Origin of the sequence: Oceanobacillus sp. FSL W8-0428 (assembly GCF_038004405.1) — a bacterium.
Taxonomy (GTDB): Bacteria; Bacillota; Bacilli; order Bacillales; family Amphibacillaceae; genus Oceanobacillus; species Oceanobacillus sojae.
The window spans coordinates 2,959,157-2,971,009 of the sequence record NZ_JBBORB010000001.1 but is presented as its reverse complement, the minus strand read 5'-3'; the positions used below and the strand labels follow the sequence as shown (position 1 = coordinate 2,971,009).

Below are 11,853 nucleotides of genomic sequence, written 5' to 3'. Positions count from 1 at the left end.
TTAACGTGCCTCCTCTAACTCAATCCGGTAATCTTCAATAACCGGATTGGCCAATAATTGCTCACACATTTGTGTCACTCGTGTTTCTAAATCAGGACCTTCTTCTACCTGGAGTTCAATATATTTTCCGACACGGACATCGTCAACCTCAGGATAGTCTAAAGCGTGAAGAGAAGTTTGAATTGCCTTTCCCTGTGGATCTAAAACACCTTGTTTTAATGTAATATATACCTGCACCTTTTTCATAACTGATCCTCCAAACGATTTAGTATTTCTTCGTATACGGTAATTAAATCTCCAGTACCTTGACGAAAAACATCTTTATCGAGCTTTTCGTTCGTTTCCATATCCCATAATCTGCAGGTATCTGGTGACACCTCATCAGAAAGCAGAATTTTGCCTTCCTTGTTTCTGCCGAATTCCAATTTGAAATCCACCAGCCGGACACCGATAGCCGCAAATATTTCTGTTAATGCCAGGTTTACCTGTCTTGCTTTTTCCTTGATACTGCTTAGTTCTTCTTCCGTAATATCTGTTAAAAAGAGGGCGTGTTCATCGTTAATCAATGGGTCTCCTAAACTATCATCCTTGTAAAATAATTCTGCTAAAGCAGGTTCAAAAAGAGTTTTTTCCTGGATATCCAAACGCTTTGTAATACTTCCTGTTGCAATATTCCGAATTACCACTTCTAACGGAATAATATCTGTTTTCTGAACCATTTGAGTAACAGAATCCAGCCGTTTGATAAAATGCGACTGAATTCCTTTATTTTGTAATGCCTTGAATAGGAGGGAAGAGATCTCATTATTGAGTCTCCCCTTCCCTGTAAATTGAGCTTTCTTCTCTCCGTTAAAAGCCGTTGCAGCATTTTTATACGAGAGAATCAAGTGATTTTCATTCGTGTCCGATTGATAAACCTTTTTTGCCTTGCCTTCATATAAAAGCTCAAGTTCCATATTGGAATCCTCCTATGCCAATCCAATTTTTGTAAAGATCTGATCTACATTTTTTAAGTGATAGGTATAGTCAAAACAATCATCAATTTCCGCCTGGCTTAATTTACTTGTAATCCGATCATCCTGTTCTACCAATTCTTTGAAGGAAGTTGCTGTTTCCCACGCTTCCATTGCTTTTGGCTGAACAATATCATAAGCATCTTCTCGGGCCATCCCTTTATCAATCAAAGATAGCAGTACGCGCTGAGAAAAAATAACTCCGTGAGTGCGGTCAATATTACGTTTCATATTTTCAGGGAATACTGTTAAGTTCTCCACAATATTTCCAAAACGGTGCAGCATATAATCAAGAGCAATAGTCGCATCCGGTAAAATAACACGCTCTGCAGAGGAATGCGAAATATCACGTTCATGCCATAAAGCTACATTCTCATAAGCAGTTACCATATAGCCGCGGATAACCCGTGCCATTCCTGTCATATTCTCTGAACCAATTGGATTGCGCTTATGCGGCATAGCTGAGGATCCTTTTTGTCCTTTTGCAAAACGTTCTTCTACTTCTCTTGTTTCTGTCTTTTGCAGTCCCCGGATTTCCGTTGCAAACTTTTCAATCGATGTAGCAATCAAAGCTAATGTAGATAAATAAGCTGCATGACGATCACGCTGTAATGTTTGTGTAGAAACTGGAGCAGGTGATGTGCCCAGCTTTGCACAGACATATTGCTCTACATATGGATCAATATTGGCATAGGTTCCAACTGCTCCAGAAAGCTTTCCAAATTCCACATTTTTAGCAGCAAGCTCAAAACGCTCCAGATTACGCTTCATTTCCTCATACCATAAAGCCATTTTCAGACCAAATGTTGTCGGCTCTGCATGCACACCATGTGTACGTCCCATCATAACGGTATGTTTATGTTCCTTTGCCTTGCTTTCTAAAATCCCGACAAACCGATGCAGACCTTCTCTTAAAATTTCATTAGCCTGCTTTAATAAATAAGAAAGAGCTGTATCGACAACATCTGTAGAAGTCAATCCATAGTGAACCCATTTTCTTTCTTCTCCTAAAGTTTCTGATACAGTACGGGTAAATGCCACCACATCATGCCGTGTTTCCTGTTCAATTTCATATATGCGGTTAATATCAAAGGAAGCATTCTCACGCAATTTTTTCACATCTTCTTTTGGAATAAAACCTAGCTCACTCCAAGCTTCACAAGCCAGAATCTCTACTTCCAGCCAAGCTTTAAATTTATTTTCCTCTGTCCAGATATTGCCCATTTCTTCTCTTGTATAACGTTCGATCATTGTTGTATTGCCTCCTCAAAAATATCCAATTGTTTCTGTAAAGCTTCCGGTGTTTCCGCTGTAAATGTAATATGTCCCATTTTACGTTTTTCTTTCGGTTCTTCCTTTCCATAAAGATGAAGAAAACCAAAGTTATGTGCAGTGGTAAACTGTATAGATTTCGAAAGAGATTCTCCTAAAATATTAACCATCGCGGTCGGCTCATACAAATTGACAGGAACGAACGGCAGCCCGCAAATCGCCCGGATATGCTGTGCGAATTGAGAAACATTGCAGCCTTCAATTGTATAGTGCCCGGAGTTATGCGGTCTTGGAGCCATTTCATTAATATAGATTGTATCCTCACCGACAAACATTTCAATTGCAAAAGTACCAACAATCTCCATTCGTTCAGCAATTTTCGCCGTCATGGCATAGGCCTTTTCTTCAAGTGCAGCGTCAATATCTGCCGGCACTGTAGTTTTATATAGGATATGTTTACGATGTTCATTCTCTGCAATCGGAAAAAAAGAAATATCTCCCTGCTGCGACCTTGTAAAGACAACCGAGATTTCTTTATCAAAAGGAATCCATCGCTCTATTATACAGTAGCCATGCTCCTCGAAAAATGCTAAAGCTTCATTTTTATCTTCTTCTGTCACAAGTTTTAGCTGCCCTTTCCCATCATAACCTCCCCGACAGGTTTTAATCACTGCCGGCAGCGGAATAATAGATAATGCTTCTCTGCAATCTTCTTCCGTTTTCACAATCCGAAAAGCAGGAACAGGAAGCTCTAAGTCGTCAACAAGCTGCTTTTCTTTTTCCCGGTTCTGTGTAACCTCTAATGCCAATGCGCCCTGTGGAAGCTTTCCAGCGTTCTGGATAAGCTCTGCGGCCTTCAAGTCCACATTTTCAAATTCATATGTAATTACATCCGCTTTTTCGATTAATTCTTTTACAGCTGTCAAATCCGTATAATCTGCAGTGATTTGCTCATCAGCTACCTGTGCTGTCGGACAATTTGGCGCCGGGTCTAAAACAACGATGCGATATCCCATATATCTTGCTGCAATTGCCATCATTCTTCCAAGCTGACCACCGCCAATAATTCCAATTGTCTGAGGAGGTAAAATAATTTTAATAGGTTGCAAGCTGATCCCTCATTTCCTGAACAGCATCCTTCATTGCTGCACGGTAATCATCCAGTGCCTTTTCTGCATCTTTATCAAATGTACTGATAATCTGCGTTGCTAAAATAGCGGCATTCTTTGCGCCTGCTTTACCAATGGCAACTGTTGCTGTCGGTACACCACCTGGCATTTGAACAATAGATAAGAGTGAATCGACTCCCTGGAGTGCTTTGCTTTCTACCGGAACTCCAATAACAGGCAGGGTCGTCTGTGATGCAACCATTCCGGGCAGATGTGCTGCTCCGCCAGCTCCGGCAATAATGACTTTTAGTCCTTTTTCTCTCGCACTCTGAGCGTAGGTAAACATATCATCTGGTGTACGATGAGCGGAAATGATTTCTTTTTCATAGCTGATATTTAATGTATCGAGTTCTTTACAGGTATACTGCATTGTCTCCCAATCTGAGATACTTCCCATAATGACACCAACTTGAGCCATCGAATCCCTCTTTCTGTTTTTAGTTGTTTTTTTACGGATTTTAAAAGGTCATGGTTGTGTTAAAGTTCGGTTTTTGGTTGAAACATTTAAAAATTGATTTGTATCTGCCTGTTGCCAAAAACACCGTATTTTTAATCGTCCACATTGCCAACATTTTTTATCTCAAAGGTAATTCACAATTAACAAAAGTGTTAAAAAATTAAAAAAGTCTATTCATCTCCCATAAGGGAAGATGAATAGACTTGGTTTAAAAGAGATTCAAAATGTGATTAATCGGACTTTTGAACATCTTTTTTATAAGCATCATTCAACATCTGCTGTTCTTTAAAACAGCAGCTCATCCTCCCTCATAGTCCGGTCATTTACGGTGCCGGGTAGAAACTTTTGAGCCATATTCTCAAGTATATATGAGGCATTTTCAATTGTTGGTTTTAGCATACCAAATAAAATAGAAAAATGCAAGATAATGTCGAACAATTTAAGCTTTACATTTAATTAACGTTCGGTTTTTGGTGGTTATTCTCTCTGTTGACTTTCATTTTGTGATTTTTCTTTTGTTTTATTCTCTTTTCGCATCAGCTTTCCTTTACGGACTTGTTTCACCCAGAAGCCGCCATGAATCCGTTTTGGCTCATAGGAAATAATAAATGCTTTCGGGTCTATTTCATGAATTGCCTGATACAGGTTCAGTTCATATTTTCTAGGTGTTAAAATTTGAACTGAAAGTCGATCTCCATCCATTCCATAGGAGGACCAGCTGGTTACACCATAGCCTTTTTCGCGGAGACGCTGTGTAAATTTTAAATCCGGATTTGCAGAAACAACATTCACAGTGATATACCCAAGTGCAAGCTTCTCTTCAATTTTGGAACCAATAATTAAACCAGTTGCGAAACCAATGGCATAAGCAATCAGATTTTGAATCTGATCCAGGTTATCTAATACTAACCCCAGTCCTACAACATAAATAACAATCTCAAACATACTCACAAATGCAGCAATATACGTTCTGCCCTTTAATGTCAAAATCATACGAATCGTCATGAGTGATACATATAAGACATTAACGGTAAATATAATTGCCAGCATTATGAGCGCATTCTCTAACATATTGATTCCCCCTTTTACTTCATAAAATATCACTTCAAACAGAAGAAAAGCACATCCAATGAGATATCATATCTTGTGAATAATTCCCTTTTCTTTCTAAAATAAAACACGTCGTTCCTGTCCTACGTAAAATAGGGTGACTTTAATTTATCACACTTCTATTAAATGACGCTATAAGAAAATATTGTATGAATACTGCCATAAAAGGCTTTCCAGTTTTGAAAAACTGTTCTCATGATGCCTTGACTCGATTGGATTGGCAGGGATTGATAATCGGTCTGTTTCATCGATTTAAACAAGGCATTCAAAAAAGGATAAGAAATATATGGTTTATCCTTAGAGGGCATCTCAAATAAATGACATTGGATTTCCTTTTGTTCTGATTTGGCTTTTTCCTGTTCTTTTGCATACCTTCGTTGGTAAGCTTGCAGCTGGTTCGCATTGATTGCAGGCAAATGGATTTGGAGGCTTTTCAATACTTCTTTTTGTAACGGCTGCAGTTCCTTTTCTTGTTGGAGAGCTGTAAAAACCTGCCGGATATAAAAGTTTGTTGTGTTATGCATATTCTTTGCGCATTGACACATATCTTGAAAATACGGATGCATCCGGTGCCCCTTTTTCACCCAAATTTGCAGGGTTCGATAAACAGTCATTTCATTTTCACCCCTAAAAGAACATTTGTTCCTGTCAACCCATCATATCATAGGAGGGAAAGAAATACCACTATTCTGAAAGTAGCTAACAACTTTTTTTGGGCTGTTCATGGTATGCTGATGCTGTTAAATATTTCTTTAGATTTTCTTAACAGCTAAATGGATGAAGTATTAAAACCGCCAATTCACCTCCCACCTAACATCTGATGGAATTTTTGAGGAAGGAGTCCTCTTGGCTGAAATGATAGATGTTTGTTTAAAAATTTCCGATAGGGTCATAAGATCAAGAGAACATAACTTCTATAAACGATTCTTCTTCATTCATATGATTTCCCATAAACAGCTAGACCATATTTACACTTTATTTAAAAAGTCTGATCCGGTATATTTGAGTTACCGCAGCTTTCCATTGTAGCTTAATAAACGAGGTGGGAATACATGTTGAAAAACCTGGAATATCTAAAGTCCGGAAATGAAAAACAAAGAAGAGCATTTAAAGTGATTAACCAGCTGAATATGATGGAGGATTTAAAAATATACTCTCCAATTTTATGCGGAACAATACCACTTAGTATAGATACAGCATCCTCTGATTTAGATATTATTATGGAGGTTCATGATTTCAGCGGTTTCGGAGATAAAATTAATTTTCTTTATGGGCCCTTCCCTCAATTCAAACTTAAACGGAAGATAATCAGAAGCAAATTGATAGTAAAAGCAAATTTCATTTATGATAATTTTGAATTTGAATTATTTGGACAAGCACAGCCTGTAACGCAGCAATATGCTTATCTGCATATGGTAATTGAAAAATATCTTCTGGATACGAACCCATCTTGGAGATGTGAAATTATTGCTTTAAAAGAACGAGGATTTAAGACAGAGCAGGCGTTTTGCCATATGCTTGAATTAACAGGAGACCCTTATGAAGCCTTAATAAATTATGGACTAAGAAAACAAATAATTTAATCTTTTTTGAAATAAATCCATGACAAATCGCTTTTATATGCTCTTATGAACATAAAATGAGACTTTATTCAATGGAGGCTTTTTTCATCCCCGCTTAGAATTTTAAATACCCTATATTCTTAATGTGAGAATCTTAAAAAAAGCACTTCGTTGAGACCAGTAATCGCAATGATTTTCGGTGGGGCGAGTAATCGCAGTCCCAGTCCCAGAAGAAATACACGTAGACTCCTGTGGGAAAGCGCAGTGGGAAGACCCCGCAGAAAAAAAAGCCCTCCTCTTTTTTTTCGAGGAGGCTGAGCTCAAGCCCACGGAAAGCGTAGTGTATTTCTGGAGCGGCTATTCTTCAGCATTTTTATATACTTTCTTATTCTTTAAAAAAGAAGGGGATTTCTCACCTTCCTTTTCTAATAGAACGCTATTCTAATATGCAATAACCCCATTAACTCGCGATAATGCGGCAGCTATGATAAATGACGAAACAGCGTCTACTCCTGCAAGTGCTGCTTCTAAGAATAATGATTCCAAATGCTGTGTTAAAGCAACCTGCCTTTCTAGAACCCTCTCAATCTCTTTCTCAATGTCTTCCTCCAAACGATCCCTAAATCTGTGCAATGAAACAGTTCATCTGCTCCCCATAAATTATCACGATCCAGATACATTATTTCATTACAAGCTGCAATGGACCACTTTGAGTTGGGGCGCTCTATCAGTTGTAAATCGCTCTCCGGCTGAATTTTGCCTTCCTCGAGAACCCGGAAATACCAGCCTGTTTTCAATCCATTTTCCATCTCTCTCTGCGATACCGTTCCAGGCTGAGAAACCTGGATAACAGCTTTCCCAAATTGATAAATATCACCAATAAATACTGAATACTCGTCCATTTCCAAAACAGAAAGATTTTCCTTCTTTTCTCCTGCACGTTTTGTAAATAATTTATCTGTACCTGGTTCATTGTAATGCCTAATCGGAAAAGCAAAAATACATTTATCATAAATAGCTATCTTTTTGTCCGGATTCTCTTTTGCAAAACCAAGTCTCGATAAAAACATACTATTTTTTATTTCATTCTGTTTATTATTAAAAATCCTATGTACAAATGGTTCTTCCATGATGTCACCTTATTTCTAAAAAATACTGAAATATGTTATATTAATTTCATTCTACAAACTATCGTGACATTTGAAAAGCCTAAAGGGGGATGAACATGACAATACAAAAAGCAACATTTGCCGGAGGCTGTTTCTGGTGTATGGTGAAGCCTTTTGATCAATGGGACGGCGTACACCAGGTTATATCAGGCTATACAGGCGGACATTTAGATAATCCTGCTTATGAACAAGTCAAGCAAGGGAATACAGGACACTATGAAGCAGTGGAGATTACCTATGATGATTCTCTTATCAATTACCAGACGATTCTTGACCTATATTGGCCACAAATCGATCCGACAGATCCAGACGGGCAATTTCAGGATAGAGGCGAGCAATATAGAACTGCCATCTTTTATCATAATGAAGAGCAGAAAGAGCTTGCTGAAAAAGCAAAGCAGACACTTGCTGACAGCGGCCGATTTGCTAGACCAATTGTGACAGAAATTAAAGCAGCATCTGTTTTCTACCCTGCTGAAGATTATCATCAGGATTTTTATAAAAAAAGTAAGACAGAATACGAAGAAGACCGTGCTAAATCAGGCCGGGATGAATTTATTGCCGAAAACTGGAAATCATAGACTTCAAAACATCATATGGAGGGGTTCCATTGAAAAAACAACTGATTGTTACAGAAGAATTATTAATAAACGCGTCATCAGAAAGAGTTTGGGAAATATTAACACTGCCTAAATATGTAGCACAATGGGATGAACTTCCAGAGGACTATCCTGAAGAGCCGATGCAAGAAGGCAGCAAGGTGATTTGGGACTTACCGAATGGAGAGCAGTCTATCACTACCATTATTAAGGCTGAAAAAGAAAAAGAGCTGATTATTGATTTACATGGAACAGGATGGAAAATCAAACCTGAGCAAGGAGAAGTTGCCTATCGCTATTTATTAGAAGATACGGGAAGCAGCACCAAACTATTTATCGAAATTGGCGACTTCTCTCTTTTGGAACAAGGGGAAAAATACTACGAAGCATCCGTGGACTTTGCAAAAGAGTCTTCTAAAGTAATTAAATCTTTAGCCGAAAGCGAAACAGTTTAATACAGAATGAAATCTTTACAGAGACCTGATAATTGATATTTTGGAAGGTCTCTCTTTTTATATTATTACGACCAAAAATCACTGAAGCTTGGAAAGTGGGGAAAATATGAAAATCAGAGCATATACTCCAGCTGACGAAAAAGGTTGGCTTCATTGCCGCGTACTTGCCTTTTTAGAAACAGCTTATTTTGATAATGTTCTTCAGGAAAAAGAATCCTATGCGTTTCCGTCTATTGAACTTGTCGCTGAAATCGAAGGAAAAATAGCAGGACTAATTGATATAGAGTATGAGACCAAGGAAGGGGCGGTTTGCTCCCGTAACAGTGGTTTAGGAGGAATGATATGGCATATTGCAGTACATCCCTATTATTCTCGGCAAGGGGTTGGGCAAGCACTGTTGAATGAGGCAGAGAAAATTGCAAAGACCCGAAAATTGAATTACCTTGAAGCATGGACACGAGATGATACATGGGTTCAAAATTGGTATGAGAAAATGAACTTTACAATGACCGATTCTTATTATCATATTTATTTAGAAGGAAATGAAATCAAAAGCCATTTCCAGTCTGCTACAGAACAGCTCTTCCCTGTATCTGTTTTCTCACATTACACCGGAGAAAACCTTAAGCAGTTTTCCGGTGTTCAGAGAAAGCATCAGTGTGTCTGCTATGTTAAAGCATTGAATGAAAACGGCAGCATCAAAAGTGTCTAATATAAAAGTTATTACACAGGTAACCTCAGCACTCTAGAATCTTCTGAGGCCGCCTGTAAGATGCTTTTCTAAAATAGTATCTAAGACAATTTGTGCCTGCTATTCTATACAAGCAACTCCCATTAAACATTCCTATAACATTAATCTATTTATCTTTACAAGCCTCAATAAAGCCTTGATAAATAGCCAGTGATGGATCATCTGAAAGATTAATCAAGCCTTCTGGATGCCACTGCACCCCTAAAACAAAGCGATGTATTTTACTTTCAAATGCCTCCATAACACCATCATCTGCTGCAGCGGAGACCATAAAATCTTTGCCTAGAGAGCGGTTTGCCTGATGATGGTAGCTGTTTACCCTTATTTTCTCCGTCTGAACCAGCTTTTCCAATAAAGAAGCCCTGGCTATTTTGACAGTATGTGAACGATGGTGGAATGCTGCTTTTTGAGTATGCTGAATTAGCTGCTTCGGATATTGTGAATCTAAATCCTGATACATAGCTCCTCCCGTCACAACATTTAAAATTTGACATCCTCTGCAAACTCCCAGTATCGGCTTATCCTTCTCTAAAAAATATGTGATAACTTCCTTCTCTAATCGATCTCTTTCTGGAATAATAGTACCGAGATTCGGGTTTGGCTCTTCTTGAAATAAAGATGGGTCAATATCATAGCCGCCTGGCAGATAGAGGCCATCCATTTTATCAAGCAATACAGCTATTTCCTGATAATCACTATAATACGGCAGAATAACCGGGATGCCTCCAGCTTGTTCAATAGCCCTTATATTTCGCAGGTGCATCTTATATTCCGTTCCATCTGCTTCCATCGATGCTGTTACTCCAATAATTGGCTTCATTTCATTGCCTCCTTATGATTTTGTTGCTGTTGCACAAGTGATAACAGTATTATAATTGCTATCCAGCTTTACTTTTTGGTGTATTCTATACATTGGCACTGTATTTCGTGCCTCTTATTTATATCAGATATTAAAAGAAAATTAAGTCTTTTTCAAATAGTAAACATTGATTTCCTGAAAATAAATACGCTATTAATAAAAAATCTCCTTGACCAAAATGGAAAGAGAGATTTTTTATTTAATTTGTATCAATAGTCATATCTTGTATTGTTAAATATTAGCCTTCCTGAACCGTAATATACGTATTACTTTTTGAAAGTTCATTTGTCTCTATAGAATAATTTTATACTTATTCTGCCTACAGCCTTTATTAGTTAAGTCCTGTTCTATGTATCAATTTCGTATCCTCAATTACTTACAGGAGAAAATTCTAAAAAAATAAAACAGCCTGACACTGTTAAAAAATAACAGAGCCAGGCTGTAGTAAATTTTTTCACTTATCTAATCTACAGAAAGTAATCCATAATCAAAAAAGTGTCTTTTTCTTAATAATTTCTATGCAAATTATTCTTCAACAATTTCATAGCCTTGTGCCTGAAGCATCTGAACAGATTGCTGTAGACTTACACCACCGCTTAAATCTCCTTCAAATTCAGATCCTGTCAATTGGCTTACTTCGTTCACATCAGCTTCATCGTAATTTACCGTTAATGTTTCAACGACTTTATCATCAAGATATTCAAAGTTATGTGTTACTCCTTGTATGTCTTGAAAACCTTCAGCAGTTTCTGCCATTATTTCTTCTGCTTCTTCTGGTGTAGAAACTCCTAATGCGGAATAAGGCATTTCATTATTTGCAGTTTGTTCATAGACCATATCGCCATCCGCTTTATAAGTAAGTTTTACAATAACACCTGCCTGTTCAAATTGAAGCGTAACTGTGTTTTCACCATTTGGATCAAAGTCAAAATCTTGTGACTCGGCAGCTGCGTCATTTTCTGAACCAGCATTTTCTTCTGAATCTGTAGCTGCCTCTTCATCAGCTTCTTCATCTTCTGCTGCGGCACCTTCTTCAGCTTCAGCGCCTTCTTCTGTATCCTCTTCGTTATCTGTTGTTCCTTCTGCTGTGTCCTCAGTGCTCTCATTATCTTTAGTATCCTTATCCTCGTCTGAATTATCAGAACCACAAGCAACCAAAGCAACACTTAGAAGTAGTGCCATACATAGCATCAGCCATTTTTTCATTTCTGCTCTTCCTTTCTCCTCTGAAGTTAACAATAGCATTGTTAATACTATTTCATAATCATATGAAAATCTTGGAAGGTTTTCAATAGGTCAAAGTCTTTAAACTTACTGCTTAAAAAGGCATACTAAATTTAGAATTGTACCATTTTTCCTATTAATTAATCTGTATTTATTTAATTTCTTCTATATTAGTATAATTTAACTTACTGCTTCCCCGGAGGAATTATAAAA

13 protein-coding genes, 1 pseudogene and 1 riboswitch are annotated in these 11,853 nt (G+C 37.7%); of the genes and pseudogenes, 4 read left to right on the top strand and 10 right to left on the bottom strand.

Going from position 1 to position 11,853, the window contains the following annotated elements; all coding sequences use genetic code 11:
- From purS to MKY30_RS14115, 7 genes and pseudogenes are all read right to left on the bottom strand, one after another.
- Entirely contained in the window at positions 1 to 246 is a 246-nt protein-coding gene (purS, locus tag MKY30_RS14145; protein ID WP_147209780.1) for a phosphoribosylformylglycinamidine synthase subunit PurS, read from the bottom strand.
- On the bottom strand, positions 243 to 956 hold the full coding sequence (gene purC, locus MKY30_RS14140) for a phosphoribosylaminoimidazolesuccinocarboxamide synthase (protein ID WP_147209781.1): 714 nt from the start codon (positions 954 to 956) through the stop codon (positions 243 to 245). The genes purS and purC overlap by 4 nt, the downstream gene beginning before the upstream one ends.
- Before the next feature lie 12 nt (positions 957 to 968).
- Positions 969 to 2,264: an adenylosuccinate lyase gene (purB, locus tag MKY30_RS14135; RefSeq protein ID WP_147209782.1), complete on the bottom strand. Its 1,296-nt coding sequence runs from the start codon at positions 2,262 to 2,264 to the stop codon at positions 969 to 971.
- Positions 2,261 to 3,394 carry a 5-(carboxyamino)imidazole ribonucleotide synthase gene (purK, locus tag MKY30_RS14130; RefSeq protein ID WP_147209783.1) on the bottom strand — a complete coding sequence of 378 codons (1,134 nt, stop codon included), beginning with the start codon at positions 3,392 to 3,394 and terminating at the stop codon, positions 2,261 to 2,263. Before purK ends, purB begins: the two co-directional genes overlap by 4 nt.
- On the bottom strand, positions 3,381 to 3,872 hold the full coding sequence (purE, locus tag MKY30_RS14125) for a 5-(carboxyamino)imidazole ribonucleotide mutase (protein WP_147209784.1): 492 nt from the start codon (positions 3,870 to 3,872) through the stop codon (positions 3,381 to 3,383). The genes purK and purE overlap by 14 nt, the downstream gene beginning before the upstream one ends.
- Before the next feature lie 330 nt (positions 3,873 to 4,202).
- Positions 4,203 to 4,303, bottom strand: a riboswitch (purine riboswitch).
- A gap of 85 nt (positions 4,304 to 4,388) precedes the next feature.
- Entirely contained in the window at positions 4,389 to 4,982 is a 594-nt protein-coding gene (locus tag MKY30_RS14120; protein WP_147209785.1) for a DUF2179 domain-containing protein, read from the bottom strand.
- A 191-nt stretch (positions 4,983 to 5,173) separates the two neighbouring features.
- A pseudogene (locus tag MKY30_RS14115) lies at positions 5,174 to 5,635 on the bottom strand (RNA-guided endonuclease InsQ/TnpB family protein); the annotation flags it as partial.
- A gap of 438 nt (positions 5,636 to 6,073) precedes the next feature.
- On the opposite strand from MKY30_RS14115, the gene MKY30_RS14110 reads away from it, so the two are divergent.
- Entirely contained in the window at positions 6,074 to 6,604 is a 531-nt protein-coding gene (locus MKY30_RS14110; RefSeq protein ID WP_147209787.1) for a DUF4269 domain-containing protein, read from the top strand.
- A 551-nt stretch (positions 6,605 to 7,155) separates the two neighbouring features.
- Here the strand turns inward: MKY30_RS14110 and MKY30_RS14105 are convergent.
- Entirely contained in the window at positions 7,156 to 7,713 is a 558-nt protein-coding gene (locus MKY30_RS14105) for a 3-alpha domain-containing protein (RefSeq protein ID WP_147209788.1), read from the bottom strand.
- Between the two features lie 95 nt (positions 7,714 to 7,808).
- Here MKY30_RS14105 and msrA point away from each other — a divergent pair, with 95 nt between their 5' ends.
- The 3 genes from msrA (at position 7,809) to MKY30_RS14090 (ending at position 9,518) form a co-directional block, all read left to right on the top strand.
- Positions 7,809 to 8,333: a peptide-methionine (S)-S-oxide reductase MsrA gene (gene msrA / locus MKY30_RS14100; RefSeq protein ID WP_156987292.1), complete on the top strand. Its 525-nt coding sequence runs from the start codon at positions 7,809 to 7,811 to the stop codon at positions 8,331 to 8,333.
- A gap of 29 nt (positions 8,334 to 8,362) precedes the next feature.
- On the top strand, positions 8,363 to 8,806 hold the full coding sequence (locus MKY30_RS14095) for an SRPBCC domain-containing protein (RefSeq protein ID WP_341084373.1): 444 nt from the start codon (positions 8,363 to 8,365) through the stop codon (positions 8,804 to 8,806).
- A gap of 106 nt (positions 8,807 to 8,912) precedes the next feature.
- A complete protein-coding gene (locus MKY30_RS14090) occupies positions 8,913 to 9,518 on the top strand; it encodes a GNAT family N-acetyltransferase (protein ID WP_156987296.1) in 606 nt (201 codons plus the stop codon).
- Positions 9,519 to 9,663: 145 nt separating this feature from the next.
- Here MKY30_RS14090 and MKY30_RS14085 read toward each other — a convergent pair whose 3' ends face one another.
- Both MKY30_RS14085 and MKY30_RS14080 read right to left on the bottom strand, forming a co-directional pair.
- Positions 9,664 to 10,377 carry a phosphoribosylformylglycinamidine synthase subunit PurQ gene (locus tag MKY30_RS14085; protein WP_156987298.1) on the bottom strand — a complete coding sequence of 238 codons (714 nt, stop codon included), beginning with the start codon at positions 10,375 to 10,377 and terminating at the stop codon, positions 9,664 to 9,666.
- A 564-nt stretch (positions 10,378 to 10,941) separates the two neighbouring features.
- On the bottom strand, positions 10,942 to 11,622 hold the full coding sequence (locus MKY30_RS14080; protein ID WP_186813578.1) for a YehR family lipoprotein: 681 nt from the start codon (positions 11,620 to 11,622) through the stop codon (positions 10,942 to 10,944).
- Positions 11,623 to 11,853 lie beyond the last annotated feature (231 nt).